This window comes from Alkalihalobacterium elongatum (assembly GCF_019024285.1).
GTDB classification, from domain to species: Bacteria; Bacillota; Bacilli; order Bacillales; family Bacillaceae_F; genus Alkalihalobacterium; species Alkalihalobacterium elongatum.
The window spans coordinates 23,088-41,198 of the sequence record NZ_WMKZ01000030.1 but is presented as its reverse complement, the minus strand read 5'-3'; the positions used below and the strand labels follow the sequence as shown (position 1 = coordinate 41,198).

Here is an 18,111-nt window from a genome sequence, read left to right as displayed (position 1 = left end):
CTTTTAATTACCGATAATTACCGATATCTGGTTGTAAAACTATAGCATTACTCTATTGGTCTAATTTTCCATTTTTAGTTTTTATAATAAAAGCTGCCTCTTGTTTTTTCATTGAGACAGCCTTTTCTTTTCCCAGATATAAAGAAAAGCAGTGAAGAGTGCTTCAGCTGCTTTCGTCTTTTTACATGAAATATGCTACAGCAATCGTTAAAACAAAGAACAATACTGCAAGAACAACTGTTGCACGTGCAAGGACCGCATCTATACCACGAGCTTTTTGTTTACCAAGTAATTGTTCCGCTCCACCAGAAATCGCTCCTGATAGACCTGCACTTTTACCAGCTTGTAATAAAACAACAGCAATTAGTGCAATTGACACAATAATTAATAAGACGAACATTAACATTTGCATTGAATCATCCACCTCCAAGCACAGTATGCGCTTATACTAATGTATCACAAAAGGACACCCGTTAGCAATATATAATCAGTTTAGCGTTGACACGATGCGTTCGTTTGATGCGGTGGATACTATTGGGTTATGTGTTGCTTTTTCCAGTTTTAGTCGGATGTTGGTGGAAAATCTCATTTTGTGCAACTTTTACCAGTATTAGTAAAATACAGGTGCTAAATCTCTATTTGCACGCCATTTTTCCCAGGATTAGTAAATATCGAGCATTTACCTTAACAGGCCCCTCCAACTCCCAAAAAAAAGAGGCTGAACCTGGAATAGCGCTCCAGTTCAGCCTCTTGCATGCAATTACTTGCTTAGGTTATAGAATGCTTTTTTGCCGTCGTATTTAGCAACGTTTGCTAAATCGTCTTCAATACGAAGAAGTTGGTTGTACTTCGCTACACGGTCTGTACGTGAAGGAGCACCTGTTTTGATTTGTCCAGCGTTTGTCGCTACTGCGATATCAGCGATTGTGCTGTCTTCTGTTTCACCAGAGCGGTGAGAAATAACTGCTGTGTATCCTGCTCGTTTTGCCATTTCGATTGCATCAAACGTTTCCGTTAATGTACCGATTTGGTTTACTTTGATCAGGATTGAGTTACCTACACCTTTTTCAATACCTTCAGAAAGCTTTTCTGTGTTTGTAACGAATAGATCGTCACCTACTAATTGAACTTTAGTTCCAAGCTCATCTGTAAGCTTTTTCCATCCATCCCAGTCGTTTTCGTCTAGACCGTCTTCAATTGAGATGATTGGGTATTTTGCTACTAGATCGCTATAGAACTCGATCATTTCTTCAGATGTTTTAACAACACCTTCACCTTCAAGGTGGTATTTACCGTCTCTGTATAGCTCAGAAGCTGCAACGTCAAGGGCTAGAACGATCTCTTCACCTGGCTTGTATCCAGCTTTTTCGATCGCTTCGATGATTGTTTGAAGCGCTTCTTCGTTAGAAGATAAGTTTGGAGCAAATCCACCTTCATCACCTACAGCCGTGTTAAGGCCTTTTGCTTTTAATACTGATTTTAAGTTATGGAAAATTTCTGTACCCATGCGAAGACCGTCTTTGAACGTTTCAGCACCTACAGGCATAACCATGAATTCTTGAATATCTACGTTGTTATCCGCATGCTCTCCACCGTTTAAGATGTTCATCATTGGCACTGGTAATGTTTTACCGTTGAAGCCGCCTAAGTACATGTATAATGGCATACCAAGAGCTTCTGCAGCCGCGCGAGCAACAGCCATAGAAACACCTAGGATTGCATTTGCCCCTAATTTACCTTTGTTGCTTGAACCGTCAAGCTCGATCATGTATTGGTCAATACCAAGTTGGTCTAAAGCGTCCCAGCCGATTAATTCTGGAGCAATTTCTTCGTTAACGTGCTCAACTGCTTTTTCTACACCTTTACCCATGAAACGGTCGCCACCGTCACGAAGTTCTACGGCTTCGTATTCACCTGTAGACGCACCACTTGGTACTAGCGCACGGCCCATTGCACCTGATTCTAAATATACTTCTACTTCAACTGTTGGGTTACCACGAGAGTCAAGAACTTCACGTGCATAAACATCAGTAATTGTTGTCATTTTAAGTCATCTCCCTTTTTTCATAAAAATACTAAGTATAGTCATTGGTATCCATTTCTAGGATGTCCGTTGTTGCCTATCACTCATTCGTCATTGCTTGTTAATTTCCTTTAACCAGTCTAAAAAATTAACGTAATTTACTTAATTAATGTTTTTCCAGTCATTTCTTTCGGTTGTTCGCCGCCAAGTAAGTGTAAAAGAGTTGGAGAAAGGTCTGCTAAAATACCGTCTTCTCTTAAATCAATTCCTTCTTTTGTTACGATGACTGGAACAGGATTTGTCGTATGTGCAGTCATTGGGGTGCCTTCTAGGGTTACAACCTCATCGGCATTTCCGTGGTCGGCTGTAATAATTGCATGTCCACCTTTGGCAATGATCGCATCAACGATTTTTCCTAAACACTCATCGACTGCCTCAATCGCTTTAACCGTTGGGTCTAACATTCCTGAATGTCCGACCATGTCAGGGTTAGCGAAATTTAAAATGATCGCATCATGCTTATCGGCTTCGATCTCCTTTAGTAGAGCATCTGTTACTTCATAAGCACTCATTTCTGGTTTCAAATCATATGTAGCAACCTTTGGAGAGTCGATTAAAATTCGTTCTTCACCTGAAAACGGCTCTTCCCTACCGCCACTAAAAAAGAAGGTAACATGAGGGTATTTTTCCGTTTCCGCAATCCTAAGCTGTTTGTAGCCTTGTTGTGAAAGAACTTCACCTAATGTATTATCTAAATTTGTTGGCTGGAATGCAACAAAGCCTTGAACCGTCTCACTAAAATGCGTTAAGCACACGTAATGTAAGTTTTTCGGGAATGCTTCACCACGGTCAAACCCTCTAAAATCTTCATTCGTAAACACTTGCGACATTTGAATTGCACGGTCAGGTCGGAAGTTAAAGAAGATGATGGCATCGTCATCCTTGATCGTTCCAATCGGTTGATCATTTTCATCATTAATGACAGAAGGAAGAACAAATTCATCATGAATTTCATTTTTATACGAGTCTTCTAGAACTTCAAGCGCATTTTTATAAGAAGGTCCTTCACCGTAAACCATTGCTCGGTACGACTTTTCTACACGCTCCCAGCGTTGGTCACGGTCCATTGCATAATATCTGCCGTGGATGGTCGCAATTTTTCCAACACCTAGTTCGTTTGTTTTATCAATAAGTGCTCGAATAAAAACTTCCGCAGTAGTCGGTCCAACGTCACGGCCGTCTAGAAATCCGTGAATGTAAACACGTTCTACTCCTTTACTTTTTGCAAGTTCTAGTAAAGCAAACAAATGTTCAATATGACTGTGAACGCCACCATCCGAAAGAAGTCCATAAATATGTAAGCTACTATTTTTTTCTTTCACATGATTCATTGCTTGATTAAACGTTTGGTTTTCATAAAAGTCACCTTCACGAATGGACAGGTTAACTCTCGTTAAACTTTGGTAGACGATTCTCCCTGCTCCAATGTTTAAGTGGCCAACTTCCGAGTTCCCCATTTGTCCTTCAGGTAAACCAACAGCTTCACCTGAAGCTGTTAATTGTGCATGAGGATAGGTGTTCCAATAGCGGTCAAAGTTTGGCTTTTTCGCATGGGTAACCGCATTTCCCTTTGTTTCATTTCTTAAGGCAAATCCATCGAGGATTATCATTGCCACTGGTTTCTTACTCATTTACTTTGCCTCCAAAAGCTGTAAAAATGAATCAGCTTCTAAACTTGCACCACCAACTAATGCGCCGTCGATGTCGCTTTGGCCAAGATATTCTGCGATGTTAGCAGGTTTTACACTTCCACCGTATTGAATGCGAACAGCATCTGCAACATCTTGTGAGTACATGTCTGCAACGACTGTTCGGATGTGCGCGCACGTTTCATTCGCTTCTTGTGCAGAAGAAGATTTCCCTGTTCCGATCGCCCAAATTGGCTCGTAAGCAATAACGAGTTGTTTTACTTGATCTTCTGTAAGTCCTTCAAGACCTTTTTTCACTTGATCACCAACAAGTTCATTCGTTTGACCCGCTTCGCGCTGCTCTAATGTTTCTCCGCAACACATGATTGGGATCAGGCGGTGAGCGAAAGCTGCTTTTACTTTTTTATTGACTGTTTCGTCTGTTTCATTAAACATTTCACGACGTTCTGAGTGTCCAATAATGACATAGTTTACGCCAATGTCAGAAAGAGCAACTGGGCTAATTTCCCCCGTAAATGCACCGTTATCTTCGAAGTGCATGTTTTGTGCTCCAACTTTTAGGTCTGTTCCTTCTACACTCTTTACAAGAACATCAAGGAATAACGCTGGTGAACAAACGACTGCATCGACTTGTTCACTTGTTGGAACTGCTCCTTTGACTTGATCCACAAACTGAAGTGCTTCACCAAGTGTTTTGTTCATTTTCCAGTTTCCTGCAATGATTGTTTTACGCAATATGAACATCCTCTCTTGATTACATTACTTATCGTTTAACGCTACAACTCCTGGGAGGTCTTTACCTTCCATAAACTCTAAAGATGCGCCCCCACCAGTAGAAATATGACTCATGCTTTCAGCTAAATCAAACTTTTCAACCGCTGCTGCAGAATCTCCTCCACCAATCACTGTGAACGTATCAGTTGCATCTGCAAGTGCGACAGCTACTGACTTCGTACCATTAGCAAATGCTTCCCATTCGAATACACCCATTGGGCCATTCCAAATAACGAGTTTAGAGTCTAAGATGACTTTACGGTATGTATCAACCGTTTTCGGTCCGATATCTAGTCCTTGCCAGTCAGCTGGAATTTCATCAATATCCACGACTTGTGTTGTTGCGTCTTTGGAAAACTCGTTTGCGACAACAACATCCTCTGGCATATATAATTTAACGCCTTTTTGTTCTGCTTTTTCAATAAAACCTTTAGCTAAATCGATTTTGTCTGCTTCAAGAAGCGATTGACCGATTTCATAGCCTTTTGCTTTTACAAAAGTATAGGCTAGTCCGCCACCGATAATTAAGTTATCTACTTTTTCAAGTAAATTTTCGATGACCCCGATTTTGTCTTTAACTTTTGCTCCACCGATGATCGCTGTAAATGGACGCTCTGGGTTTGAAAGTGCTTTTCCTAACACCTCAAGCTCTTTTTCCATTAAAAAGCCTGCTACAGCTGGGATATGATGTGCAATACCTTCTGTTGAAGCGTGTGCACGGTGAGCAGCACCGAACGCATCGTTTACATAAAGATCAGCAAGAGCTGCAAATTGTTGCGCTAATTCTGGCGCGTTTTTCTCTTCACCTGAATAGAAGCGGACGTTTTCTAATAGAACGACGTCACCATCTTGCATAGATGAGATCGCTTGGTCTACCTCTGCACCAAATGCTTCGTCTGTTTTTGTCACTTCTTTTTGTAAAAGATCACTTAAACGTTTAGCGACTGCATCAAGGCGAAGCTCTTCAACGACTTGTCCTTTTGGACGGCCAAGGTGACTCGCAAGGATGACCTTTGCTCCTTGTTCGATTAAATATTGAATCGTTGGCAGTGCAGCACGAATTCGCGTGTCATCTGAAACTTCCCCATCATTCATTGGGACATTAAAGTCGACACGGCAGAATACTTTCTTTCCTGTTAATTCAACATCGCGAATTGATTTCTTATTCACTTCGTGAACCCCCTCATTTGAACTCAACATTTAGAAAGATTTTAGAAAAAGGGAGAAAAAACGTATGGTGCATTTCTCCTCCCTTTCCAAAACTTTCACTATAAACGATTATAGTCCTTGCTTTGCCATATATTCAACTAAATCTACAACTCTGTGTGAATAACCTGCTTCATTATCGTACCAAGAGATCACTTTTACCATGTTTCCTTCCATTACCATTGTTGAAAGTGCATCAATAGTAGAAGAATCTGGGTTTCCGTTATAGTCACCAGAAACTAGTGGCTCTTCAGAGTAACCAAGAATTCCTTTTAATGGACCTTCTGCAGCTTCTTTAAAAGCGTTGTTTACATCTTCAGCAGTAACTTCTTTGTCAAGCTCAACAACTAGGTCTACTAATGATACGTTTGGAGTTGGAACACGCATAGCTCCACCGTTTAATTTTCCTTTAAGCTCTGGTAATACAAGAGCTACTGCTTTTGCTGCACCAGTTGTTGTTGGAATGATGTTTTCTGCTGCTGCACGAGCACGACGGTAGTCTTTGTGTGGTAAGTCTAGGATTTGTTGGTCGTTCGTGTATGAGTGAACAGTTGTCATCATACCGCGACGGATCCCAAATTGGTCATTTAATACTTTAGCAAATGGAGCTAAACAGTTTGTTGTACAAGATGCATTTGAAATTACGTGGTGGTTAGCTGCATCATATTGCTCGTGGTTTACACCCATAACTACTGTGATGTCTTCGTTGTTTGCTGGTGCAGAGATAATAACTTTCTTCGCTCCTGCTTCGATGTGTTTTGCAGCATCCTCACGGTTCGTGAAGCGTCCAGTTGACTCAACGACTACTTCTACACCTAGGTTACCCCATCCTAATTGAGCGGGGTCACGCTCTGCGATAACTTTGATTTCTTGTCCATTAACAACTAGGCTCTCACCGTTTACTGTTACTTCAGCATCAAGCTTTCCGTGAACAGAGTCATATTTTAAAAGATGTGCTAACATGTTAGCATCTGTTAAGTCGTTAATTGCAACTACCTCTACGTTAGGGTTTTTAAGTGCTGCACGAAATACAAGTCGACCGATACGTCCAAATCCATTAATTCCAATTTTAGTTGCCATGTTTAAATTCCTCCTTAGTATATAAAACGTAAAACGATGAACTGCCAGCCCTTTATTGCGTTAAAGGTGCCTGGCACCTTTTATTAAGGATGCCATCGCATTTATGAAAAGGGCGAGCCCTTTTTTTCAATTCTTAATGTAAATTATGATACGGGTTCTTCAACCAGCTAGTACTGGCGCTGCTTTAATGCGTTAATCAACTGCAGGTGCCTGGCACCTTTGTTATGTTAAAGCATTTGGCGAGCTGCGCCTTCGTCTGTTATAAGCACGCTGCTTTTTCGGTTCTTTAAGTAAGCCGCGATGGCAACACTTTTGGAAGAACCGCCTGCAATGGCGATCACTTGCTTTTCTTCATTTAAGTGTTCAAGTTGAAGGCCAATTGTACGTTCCCTGTGAATAATATCTCCTAATTGGTCAAAATAATAACCAAACGCTTCAGCAACTGCTTCATGAGTTGATAACTTCCCGAGAAACTCTGGTGACGCTCCTCTTCGCTCGGCCATAGTCTTTGCTTCACCAATACCATGAATGACTACTGTCGCAGACGTTATGGTATTTAGTACACTTTGAACGGAAGGCTCGGAGATTAATGATGTATACGTTTCTTCACTTAATTGATCAGGAACGTGTAACAAGCGATAGGATGACCCTGTTTGTCTAGCCATTTCTGCACATATTGTGTTCGCTTGGTTTTCCACCTTTTCACCAATTCCACCTCTTGCTGGTACAAATAACAAATCTTCTCTTTGAAAATCCGATCCCATCATTTCGGCAACAGATGCTACAGTTGTACCACCCGTAACAGCAACTGTCGTACTACTTTCTACATGCTGCTTCAAGTATTGGACACATGCACGCCCCATCTCTTTCTTTACCCAATCAAATTGATCACTATCTCCTGGAACGACGATGACCTTTTTTAATTGGTATTCATGTTGAAGTTGTTCTTCAAGAGCTTTTAAACCTAACAGCTCTTTCATCATCCCTTCAAGCTCCAGTAATAAATTCTTACCTTCTTTAGTTAAACTCATTCCTGCGCTAGCTACATGAATTAGGCGTTGATCTTTAAGGAAAGTTACTTCACTGCGTAAAATCCTTTCGCTAATGTCCATACTAGAAGAGAGACTTCTTCGTCCAATTGGTTCCATCAAACGAATGTACTGGAGTATTCTATAACGCTTCAACAAAACCTCAAGTAAATCAGGCACGAGTTTTTGCTGAATGTCAAAAAGATTTCTCATCCTTTTTCTCCTTCTGTTGTAATACATCCCCTTTTATAGGGTCATTATATGTCCCTGTGTGACAAAATGTGTCCCATCTAGTGAAAAAAAAAGATCAAATTCCTTAACAAATTCATTGTAACAAGGAAATGATCTAAACTTCAAGTAGATTTTATCGACAAACTGAAAGTAAACGTTTTCTTATTTTTTCCTCAGACACAATTCCGTAATCAATGTCTTCACCATCTATAGAAACCACAGGAATCATCACCTGATATTTTTCTAACAATTCGTCGTCTTTATATATATCCACCATTTCGATCTCAAATGGTATATCCTCTTGAACCATTTTCAAAACCGTTAATCCATTGTCACATAAGGAACAATTTTCTTTTGTATAAAACGTCACCTTTAGTTTACCCATAACTACCTCCACTATTCGAATCGTTTCCTCTTTGAGGATGATGGAATTTTCATCTCATCTCGATATTTTGCTACAGCTCGACGAGAAAGTTCAATTTGATGCTGTGACTTTAAGGCTTCAACAATTTTTTGATCAGAAAAAGGCTTACGTTTATCCTCTTTCTCAATTAACGATTTTATCACTTCTTTTGCATAAGAGGTAGATGTTTCACCTGTACCTCCATTCGAAAGTGCAGTTGTAAAGAAGTATTTTAGTTCAAAAAGACCACGCGGTGATTGCATATATTTATTCGTCGTCACCCGGCTAACTGTCGACTCATGAACATCAATTTCTTCAGCTATTTGACGTAAGGTTAACGGACGGAGCGCTTCTGCCCCTTTATAAAAAAACTCTTTCTGATGACGTACGATCGCCTCAGTAACTTGATAAAGCGTCATTTGACGCTGCTTAATGTTTTTTAACAGCCACTGTACTTGGTCATATTTTTTTCGAACATACTCATTCGCATCAGAGCTTTTATCGTCCAAAAGCGGTTGATATTGTTTATTTAATTGTATCCTTGGAAGTAAATCATCGTTTACTAAAACGACAAGCTCCCCTTCCATTTCCTCAACCGTCACATCTGGCTGAATATATTTTGGGGTGTCATCAGTGTAATTGACACCTGGTCGTGGCTGCAGCGTTTGGATCAGGTCATACACTTGCTGGATCTCTTGAAGCGTCACAGATAGCTCCTTCGATAATTCTTTCCACCTTTTTTCAGCCAACAATTCCAGATAATTCTCGATAATCATCTCGGCAAGGATATTTCGATCTTTTATTTTCGCTAATTGCAGTAAAAGACATTCCTGAAGATTTCTAGCCCCGACCCCAGTCGGTTCCATATTTTGCAAGACCATCAGCAAAGTTTCGCCTTCTTCTTCTGGAATGCTTAACTCTTCGATAATTTTTTCAACAGGCTCACTTAAATACCCATCCCCATTCACATGAAGAATAAAGTAACAAAGTGCTTCATAACTTTGCTCATCTAAATTTAGAAACCGTGCTTGATATAAAAGATGATCATGTAAGTTGTATCGATCACTACTAACGAAATCAAGGGGAGATACTTCTTGCTCGCGATACCCACTTTCCCAATTTCTTTCGTCTATGTCATCACCTTGTTTTTTTGTTCTTAAAAGATCAACTGGCAAGTTTTCCTCTAACTCAATGAGTGGATTTTCTAAAGCCTGCTCCTGGATATACTGCGTCAGCTCTGTCATTGAATATTGCAGGAGTGAGATCGCTTGCCGAAGTTCTTTGGTCATATATAACCCTGTAGTCTGTTGTTGAAAAAGACCAACATCCATTCTCATAAACAACTCTCCCCTTGCTCATTAATAATCACGTTTTATTACGATACTTAAAGACCCTATTAGACATTCAATCATAGTCTGCTAGGAAAAGATTTTACAGCCTCGGTAAAGGCGTTAAAGTTCAGTATTATGTGTAAGCGCTTTCTTTATCGTGCATATTGTCAAATAAAGATCATATTCTTTCAACTAGTTTATATTCTCTTATTATAGTTTATGAACAGTTTTCGCATCTGTAAAGAGAAAATGTTAACCAATCTGTAAAATAAAGTTTGATTTTTTTTATTTTCGGCTATGATGAAAAAGGGATGAAAGTAAAAAAGGCGAAATAGTATAATATAGATAGTAGTTAATATTTGACCTTTATTGACCTTTCAAGTATGATATACATAAGCACAATGGCTCTCATATTTGTGTTCAAAAGGGTTGTTTTCCCGCTTTGAACACTCATGCTTAAAAGGCAAATATGATTACTTCGAAACTATACGAAATATAAGGAGGAAAAAAATATGAATTTAATTCCTACAGTTATTGAACAAACAAATCGTGGTGAACGTGCCTATGACATTTACTCACGTCTATTAAAAGATCGTATTATCATGCTAGGAAGCGCAATTGATGACAATGTAGCAAACTCAATTGTTGCTCAATTACTTTTCTTACAAGCGGAAGACCCAGAAAAAGATATTTCACTATACATCAATAGCCCAGGTGGTTCAATCACAGCTGGTATGGCGATTTACGATACAATGAACTATATCAAGCCTAAAGTTTCTACAATTTGTATCGGTATGGCTGCTTCAATGGGTGCTTTCTTACTTGCTGCTGGTGAAAAAGGAAAACGTTTTGCATTACCAAACAGTGAAGTTATGATCCACCAACCACTTGGAGGAACTCAAGGTCAAGCATCAGATATCCAAATTCACGCAAAACGTATCATTCAAATGCGTGAGCAATTAAACAAAATCTTAGCGGAACGTACTGGTCAGCCTTTAGAAGTGATCGAAAGAGATACAGACCGTGATAACTTTATGACAGCTGCTAAAGCAAAAGAGTACGGTCTTATTGATACTGTAATTGAGACTTCAACTACAAAATAAGCATCATTCTAAACGAGAAGGATCCTCTAGCGAATTAAGCTAGAGGATTTTTTTCATTTTTTGTTATGAAGTCGGCTGATTTGGCTTCATTCGGTAAAAAAGAGAGGTGTCCTTATGTAAATGTGGATCTAGACTCCTCGACTTCAGGTAAGTATATAGTTGAATGGATGGATAAACCGATTATACTTTGGTAAATCTCTTTATTTTTGGAGGAATTAATGATTTTGGTAGCATATAGTACTTCTTTATCAGGTGCCTTATCAGTTTTATGAGCGGAAAATCAATTTTATCGGCGGAACTTCTACTTTTATCGGCGGTACCCACTTTTTTGGAAATACTCCACTCTATTGGGGCACAATCTAACAAACTCCCCCGCTAAAATAAAAAACCTGAGCTGGACAGTTGTCTCGCTCAGATTTCGTGTTATTCTTCATTTGCGATGAAAGCTTCTAGTGCAGCCATTGCCTCTTCTTCGTCATTTCCATTGACGATGACATTAATGGAAACACCTTTACCGATTGCTAAACTCATGATCCCCATGATACTTTTGGCGTTAACCTTTTTATTGTCTTTCTCAATAAAGATCTCTGAAGAGTAACGGTTTGCTTCTTGTACAAATAATGCGGCTGGTCTAGCTTGAAGACCTGTTTTTAATTTGACTTCCAACTGTTTTTCAATCAAGTGAACTACCTCCTTTTTTTCCGTTCAATCAAACTTTTTGTTTTATACTCGTTCGGCCCGTTCCTGTGAAAGACGCGATTTAAATTAAAAGCCTGGTAACTGTTCACCTGAACGAATCCGTTCCGCTAATTCATCTATTTTTCGAAGACGATGATTGACTCCAGATTTACTAACTTTTCCTGTAGACACCATTTCTCCTAACTCTTTTAAAGTCACATCTTGGTGCTTTACCCGCAGCTCAGCAATTTCCCTTAACTTCCCTGGCAAATTCACTAAACCGATTTCACGATCAACCAAGCGAATATTCTCTACCTGCCTTAATGCCGCCCCAACCGTTTTGTTCAAGTTCGCTGTTTCACAATTCACTAAACGATTGACAGAATTTCTCATATCCTTCATGATACGGACATCTTCAAAATAAAGTAAAGCTTGGTGAGCTCCGATAATATTAAGGAACTCTGTAATTTTTTCGCTTTCTTTAATGTACGTAATAAATCCTTTTTTACGCTCTAATGTTTTCGCATTAAGGCCAAAAGAATTCATTAGCTCACACAAAGATTGATTATGCTCTTCATAAAGAGAGAAGACCTCTAAATGATAGGAAGAGGTTTCAGGATGATTAACCGAACCTCCTGCAAGAAATGCTCCCCTTAAATATCCACGACGGCAACAGTGTTTCTTTACAATCGAAGAAGAAATTGTACGGATAAAAGTAAATCCTTCACCTATAATACCTAAATTTTCAAGAGTTTGCCTTGCTTCTTGTGAAATTCTCACTAAATAGACATTATTTTTTTTCAGTCTCATCTTTTTTCGAACGAGTAACTCCATATGAGTTTGCGGAAATAACCTCTTTACTAGTGTATAGATTCTTCTCGCAATTGCGGCATTCTCTGTCGTAATATCTAACATTATTTTTTGATTACTAAATGCAAGAGAACCATTCATTCGAATAAGAGCCGTTAACTCAGCTTTTGCACAACATTCATCTATCTCTAATTGAGTGAGCTCTTTTTTAGTAGTTGCAGCAAATGACAACAGTCTCACCCCCATATTTCTGTCCGTCTAACTATGTTAGCTGTAAAATCATTTGAGCTACCTTATTGGCATCATGTCTTATTAGTTTATCTTTATATTGTAAAAATGACTCATTAACTATACGGATACCATAGTTCTCAAGCTTGTTTTTATCAAACTCTACGGGTTCAGCTCCCTCTTCAGCATAGCGAGAAATAATATCCCTAGGGATATGTTGCTGGTTCACCACAATATAGTCTAAGAGCTGACTGCCACAATGATCAAAAATAGCTTTCACATGATCAGAGGCTTTGTAGTGATCCGTCTCTCCTGGTTGAGTCATCACATTACAAATATAGATTTTTTTAGCCATTGCTTTTTTTACTTCTTCAGTGATCCCAGGTACTAGCAAATTAGGCAGTACACTCGTATAGAGACTTCCAGGCCCAATGACAATAATATCAGCTGTTTGGATTGACTCAATACTTTCTTTAAGGGGGGATACATTAGAAGGCGTTACAAATACTTCTTTTATCTGCTTACCTACTTGTGGAATTTTTGACTCTCCGCTAACGACTGTACCATCACACATTTTCGCGTGGAGTACAATACTTTGATTAGCAGCAGGGTACACCTTTCCTCTAACATTTAATACTTTACTAAGCTCACTTATACCTCTAGCAAAGTCTCCTGTTAACGAAGTCATACCAGCGAGTAGTAAGTTTCCTAAAGAATGACCACTTAAACCATCCCCATTTTGAAAACGGTGTTGAAACAACTGTTCAACTAACGGTTCTACTTCGGCTAATGCGACAAGCACATTACGAACATCCCCAGGTGGTGGAATGTGTAACTCTTTTCGTAACCGTCCCGAGCTTCCCCCGTCATCAGCTACAGTTACGATCGCTGTTATATCCACCGGAAATGTTTTTAATCCACGCAAAAGAACCGATAAACCAGTTCCTCCCCCGATGACTACAACCTTTTTCTTTTTCACTTAGTGTCTGTCCTTTCCTTTTTCAATATCTCGATGACTTACATGGACGACATATTCCTCGGAGAAATATTCCCCAAAGTATTCGGCTAATGTCACTGATCGATGTTTTCCACCTGTACAACCAATTCCAACGACAAGTTGACTTTTTCCTTCTCGTTTATACTGCGGTAGCATGTAGACGAGTAAATCACGAAGCTTCTCAATAAATTGCTGTGTCTCTGACCATTTTAATACATATGATGAAACCTCTTCATCAAGTCCAGTCTTCGGACGCATATGGTCAATATAGTGGGGATTCGGTAAAAATCGAACATCAAAAACGAGGTCCGCATCGATCGGTATGCCATACTTAAACCCAAATGACATGAGATTAATCGAAAATAGCGGCTGCTCTTCGGTAGAAAAACGTTGACTAATTTTCTCACGTAACTGAATGGGCTTTAAGTCCGTTGTATCTATAATTTGTTGAGCTCTACCTTTCAGTTCCTCAAGCATTTCACGTTCTGCTTTAATTCCTTCAAGTGGTAATCCCTTTGGAGCTAGTGGATGGGAGCGTCGCGTTTCTTTGTACCTTTGGACGAGCTTCGCATCCTTTGCATCTAAAAATAAAACTTGAGGGTTTAACTGTAGGTTTGAATTACTTCCTAATTTATCAATAACCTCGAAAAAGTGATCAAAGAACTCTCGACCTCTAAGGTCAATAACTAAAGCAACTTTATTCATTTTACCGCCAGAGCTTTCGATGAGGTCAATAAATTTGGGAATAAGAGCAGGGGGTAAATTATCCACACAAAAATATCCTAGATCTTCAAAGCTTTGAACTGCTACTGTTTTTCCTGCTCCAGACATTCCTGTAATAATTACAATTTGAATATCTTCCTTTTTTTCCGTCATATTTATCACCTTTAACTATTAGTATTGAGATTATTAAAAAGCTACATTAACTTTTTAAAACTGATTCGGTTCTAAGCGGTATGAAAGAAGTTGGAAATCAGGTGTGTAGTGAAATGTACCGTAAATCGGCTCATCATTGTACAGTAGATGTTCAAAGATATATCGGTCTCCTGCAGCCATTGGCAGTAGTTTCACTTCATCTATTTTCTTCCACTCTAATTTTCCTTCAGGCGATTGTTCGAGTGGTTCACCTTGAAATTGATTGGCTTTAAATGTAAATAACATCCATTCGGAGGTTATCTTTTCGCCATCTTTTATGACGACCGTAAAAACGCCATTAATTTTTGGGTCCATGACAGTAAGCCCTGTCTCCTCACGATATTCTCGTTTGACAGTTTCTAGTACTGACTCACCGATCTCCATTTTCCCACCAGGTACAACCCACCACCCACGACGTGGTTTTTGTAGCATTAAAACAGATCCATCTTTTACAACAATACAATTCGTCACTCTCTGCACACGACTCACCTCACGTTCTCATGAACTAAGTATACTATCAAACGGTTGCACGAACAACGGTAAGCTGCCTGTGCAGCAATTGGTAATAGCTACTTAGCAATGCATAATTTGTCGATTACCAGTAGACTTTAGTGCACCTTATATAGATACTCTACAATCTTTTTTGGTTGTTAAGAGTTTAAGAGGAAAGAATGAGCTGAGGAAATTTCGTGATTATCCATGATATTCTATGATGATCGTCACATTAGGTGTAATCAGAATAAAGAACTTCCTGAAAATAAATTTGTATATGTCAAACCTACTCTAGCTGAACGGTTATAATGAGAACCCTTTCAAATTCTGAAAGGGGTGAAATGAATATTTCACTCTCTGCATTAAACCAAAGTATAGCAGATAAGCTTTAATACTTTTATAAAAAAAAGAGCACGAACAAATTATGTCCGTGCTTTCAAAGTAATATATAAAAAAGGGGGTCAATTACTTACTCTTATATTAACCGTTTTATGTTGCATGACTGTTACAAAAGAGTTAAGACGTAATTACGTTTTGTAAATTTTTTTTGTAGATGATTGTCGAGGTGTCAATCTCTTCCATAAAAATTTACTGTTCCCCTTTACAAGACGAGTCTCTTACTTGGCTTTTGCTTTTTCAGCCAATGTTTCAATGTAATGCTGTGCACTTTGTGCTGCAATACTTCCATCGCCTGTTGCAGTAACGATTTGACGAAGTGTTTTTTCACGAATATCTCCAGCAGCAAAAATCCCAGGTACTTTCGTTTCCATTTCATCATTTGTTAGGATATAACCATCTCCATTTGTAATGCCTAAGTTTTGAACCGCAGCATTTAATGGAAGCATCCCAATGTAAATGAATACTCCGTCCGTCTTAAACTCACGCTCTTCCCCTGTTTCCGTGCTAACAAGTGTAACACTTCCAACTTTACCATCAGCGTCATTGATTTCTTTTACCGTGTGGTTCCAGATGAAATCGACTTTCTCGTTGTCAAACGCACGTTGCTGAAGAATTTTTTGTGCACGTAATTGATCACGACGGTGTACAATCGTTACTTTCGTAGCGAAGCGGGTTAAGTACACTGCCTCTTCAACTGCAGAGTCTCCACCACCAACAACAACTAACTCTTTACCTTTAAAGAAGGCACCATCACATACTGCACAATAAGAAACACCGCGACCGCTTAGTTCTTTTTCTCCTGGAACACCTATCTTTTTATACTCTGCACCCGTTGTAACGATAACAGCCTTTGCTTTAAACTCCTTGCTGCCAGCTTTTACAATTTTGTAATCTTCGCCGTCAACAATTTCCTTAATATCTCCATAAGCATACTCTGCACCGAATTTTTTGGCATGCTCGAACATTTTGTTTGAAAGATCAGGGCCAAGAATATGATCAAAGCCTGGATAGTTTTCTACATCTTCCGTATTCGCCATTTGACCACCAGGAATTCCTCTTTCAACCATTACCGTGCTTAAATTAGCGCGTGACGTATATACTGCTGCAGTCATACCAGCAGGTCCAGCTCCAGCAATAACAACATCATAAATTTTCTCTTCACTCATCTATCTCACTCCTTCTGGTTACTGTATGAGGGGGTATCATTTTTCTTTACTGTTCCCCAATTAGTATTCCACTATCTTCTCTGTCTATCGTATTAATATCTTTTGCAGAAGTCCAATAAAGTGCTCCATACACTCCATTTTTGCTAATGAAAAGAAGAACCATATCATCATGTAAATCCGATTTACAAATATAGAAGATAAAAAGAGAACGATACAGCGTTTCATATACCCCTTAGTGTATTAATTATACCGAACATTCTCCTTCTTTAGCAAACCGTTTGCATCTTCAAGAAGTATTTTTTCAGCTTTTTTATCACCGAGTCTTGCCGCTTTTCGCCAGTACAGATTCGCTCGCTCAATTTCCCCGCAATGAAAAGCCGCTACTCCATAGCAACGTAGAAAATCCAATGATTCTTCATACTGTTCCTTTTTAAGTAACCGAAGCTGATGAAAGCTCTCCTTAAAAAACTCAATCTTACAAAAAGTCTCTGCTAATAAAAATCGTTGTTCAATATCGATTGGACTAATTTTCGTTAACAATTGTGCTAGCTTATACGCTTCTTCTTTCTCACCCAATTCAAAGAAAAACGTTGTTAAGTGACAATAGGCTGTAAAATTACCATGGTCTTTTTCTAGAACTTCATATGTTCGATTTAGCGCCTCTTGATGTTGACCATGAAGAAATAAAGCTTTTGCCAACTGATTATGCGCAGACCATAAATTCGGGCGATCTTTAATCATCTGTTGAAATTGATCAATCGCAAGTTCATAATGTCCACGTGCAATGTGAGCAGCTGCATTTCCATGACGAATGATCAGCAGCTCTTCTTCATCCAATTTTTCTTCCATAGAATAATCATCATCTTTTTCGAAGTGTAGTAGCTCCAGTAAAGATAAAGAATCATCGAGAAATTCTCCATCCTCGTTGTTCTCAATATATTGAAATGCCATTTCCTCTGCTTTTTCAAATAGCCCAAGGTGTGCATAGTTATTAGCCATAAAGAAGTAACATTCATACATCGTCGGGTCCATCTCAGAAATTACTTGTTGTAATATTTCATTAGAACGCTCATATTCACCTTTATCCGCTAAAATCGCTGATAACTGGCAATGATACACTGGATCATCATTTTTTAATTCAATTGCTTTTTCCATATAAAAAATGGCGCGTTCGATATTATTTTTACGATAAAAGGAAATACCTTTCTGATAGAAATAATCACCATTTTGTATAAAGGGTACCACTTTCCCTAATTTAAATGCTTTTTGTGCTTTAAAATTCATGTATACGGTTTTCCTCCATGTGAAAATTCAGCTACTGCAAGTATACTATATTTCTCTTGATTTTCATTAGCAAAATTTCGACAAACAATACTTAATTTATGAACGCTAATATTTGTTTCGTTTGGGAGCGTTGTAGTGGTTGATGTTGTTGAGGTGATTATGACTGGTTTTTCCCTTTTTGTGGGAGAAACTTGCTCAAAGTTTGTCTTTAGAACAGTGATGTTCCTCTTTTTGGAAGTTACCTGTTGTGAGTC

Annotated in this window: 16 protein-coding genes and 1 pseudogene; 1 reads left to right on the top strand and 16 read right to left on the bottom strand. The window is 38.9% G+C overall.

From position 1 onward, the window contains the following. Nucleotides 1-181: 181 nt before the first annotated feature. From secG to rpoN, 9 genes are all read right to left on the bottom strand, one after another. Nucleotides 182-412 (bottom strand): preprotein translocase subunit SecG, encoded by a 231-nt coding sequence (gene secG / locus GKP30_RS20150; protein WP_075387000.1) that lies wholly within the window; start codon nt 410-412, stop codon nt 182-184. A gap of 348 nt (nt 413-760) precedes the next feature. Next, complete coding sequence (eno, locus tag GKP30_RS20145) at nt 761-2,044, bottom strand: phosphopyruvate hydratase (RefSeq protein WP_216831266.1); 1,284 nt, start codon at nt 2,042-2,044, stop codon at nt 761-763. A gap of 137 nt (nt 2,045-2,181) precedes the next feature. After that, nucleotides 2,182-3,714, bottom strand: a complete 1,533-nt coding sequence (gpmI, locus tag GKP30_RS20140; protein ID WP_216831265.1) for a 2,3-bisphosphoglycerate-independent phosphoglycerate mutase — start codon at nt 3,712-3,714, stop codon at nt 2,182-2,184. Continuing rightward, nucleotides 3,715-4,467 carry a triose-phosphate isomerase gene (gene tpiA, locus GKP30_RS20135; protein WP_216831264.1) on the bottom strand — a complete coding sequence of 251 codons (753 nt, stop codon included), beginning with the start codon at nt 4,465-4,467 and terminating at the stop codon, nt 3,715-3,717. 24 nt (nt 4,468-4,491) lie between these two features. Beyond that, on the bottom strand, nt 4,492-5,676 hold the full coding sequence (locus tag GKP30_RS20130; RefSeq protein ID WP_216831263.1) for a phosphoglycerate kinase: 1,185 nt from the start codon (nt 5,674-5,676) through the stop codon (nt 4,492-4,494). A 108-nt stretch (nt 5,677-5,784) separates the two neighbouring features. Further along, entirely contained in the window at nt 5,785-6,792 is a 1,008-nt protein-coding gene (gene gap, locus GKP30_RS20125; RefSeq protein ID WP_216831262.1) for a type I glyceraldehyde-3-phosphate dehydrogenase, read from the bottom strand. A 227-nt stretch (nt 6,793-7,019) separates the two neighbouring features. Further along, nucleotides 7,020-8,033: a sugar-binding transcriptional regulator gene (locus GKP30_RS20120; protein WP_216831261.1), complete on the bottom strand. Its 1,014-nt coding sequence runs from the start codon at nt 8,031-8,033 to the stop codon at nt 7,020-7,022. Nucleotides 8,034-8,184: 151 nt separating this feature from the next. After that, nucleotides 8,185-8,436: a glutaredoxin family protein gene (locus tag GKP30_RS20115; protein WP_216831260.1), complete on the bottom strand. Its 252-nt coding sequence runs from the start codon at nt 8,434-8,436 to the stop codon at nt 8,185-8,187. Nucleotides 8,437-8,447: 11 nt separating this feature from the next. Beyond that, the gene (rpoN, locus tag GKP30_RS20110; RefSeq protein WP_236035250.1) at nt 8,448-9,791 is read right to left on the bottom strand and encodes an RNA polymerase factor sigma-54; all 1,344 of its coding nucleotides are present in this window, start codon (nt 9,789-9,791) and stop codon (nt 8,448-8,450) included. Nucleotides 9,792-10,291: 500 nt separating this feature from the next. On the opposite strand from rpoN, the pseudogene clpP reads away from it, so the two are divergent. Next, nucleotides 10,292-10,888, top strand: a pseudogene (gene clpP / locus GKP30_RS20105) (ATP-dependent Clp endopeptidase proteolytic subunit ClpP); the annotation flags it as partial. A 423-nt stretch (nt 10,889-11,311) separates the two neighbouring features. On the opposite strand, the gene GKP30_RS20100 reads toward clpP, so the two are convergent. The 7 genes from GKP30_RS20100 to GKP30_RS20070 form a co-directional block, all read right to left on the bottom strand. After that, nucleotides 11,312-11,569 carry an HPr family phosphocarrier protein gene (locus GKP30_RS20100; RefSeq protein ID WP_216831258.1) on the bottom strand — a complete coding sequence of 86 codons (258 nt, stop codon included), beginning with the start codon at nt 11,567-11,569 and terminating at the stop codon, nt 11,312-11,314. Nucleotides 11,570-11,653: 84 nt separating this feature from the next. Next, nucleotides 11,654-12,607, bottom strand: a complete 954-nt coding sequence (gene whiA / locus GKP30_RS20095; RefSeq protein WP_216831257.1) for a DNA-binding protein WhiA — start codon at nt 12,605-12,607, stop codon at nt 11,654-11,656. Nucleotides 12,608-12,638: 31 nt separating this feature from the next. Beyond that, the gene (locus GKP30_RS20090; protein WP_216831256.1) at nt 12,639-13,583 is read right to left on the bottom strand and encodes a gluconeogenesis factor YvcK family protein; all 945 of its coding nucleotides are present in this window, start codon (nt 13,581-13,583) and stop codon (nt 12,639-12,641) included. Continuing rightward, entirely contained in the window at nt 13,584-14,477 is an 894-nt protein-coding gene (gene rapZ, locus GKP30_RS20085) for an RNase adapter RapZ (RefSeq protein WP_216831255.1), read from the bottom strand. 54 nt (nt 14,478-14,531) lie between these two features. Further along, the gene (locus GKP30_RS20080) at nt 14,532-14,996 is read right to left on the bottom strand and encodes an NUDIX hydrolase (RefSeq protein WP_216831276.1); all 465 of its coding nucleotides are present in this window, start codon (nt 14,994-14,996) and stop codon (nt 14,532-14,534) included. 629 nt (nt 14,997-15,625) lie between these two features. Further along, nucleotides 15,626-16,573: a thioredoxin-disulfide reductase gene (gene trxB / locus GKP30_RS20075; RefSeq protein WP_216831254.1), complete on the bottom strand. Its 948-nt coding sequence runs from the start codon at nt 16,571-16,573 to the stop codon at nt 15,626-15,628. 240 nt (nt 16,574-16,813) lie between these two features. Beyond that, a complete protein-coding gene (locus tag GKP30_RS20070) occupies nt 16,814-17,857 on the bottom strand; it encodes a tetratricopeptide repeat protein (protein WP_216831253.1) in 1,044 nt (347 codons plus the stop codon). Nucleotides 17,858-18,111: the final 254 nt, after the last annotated feature.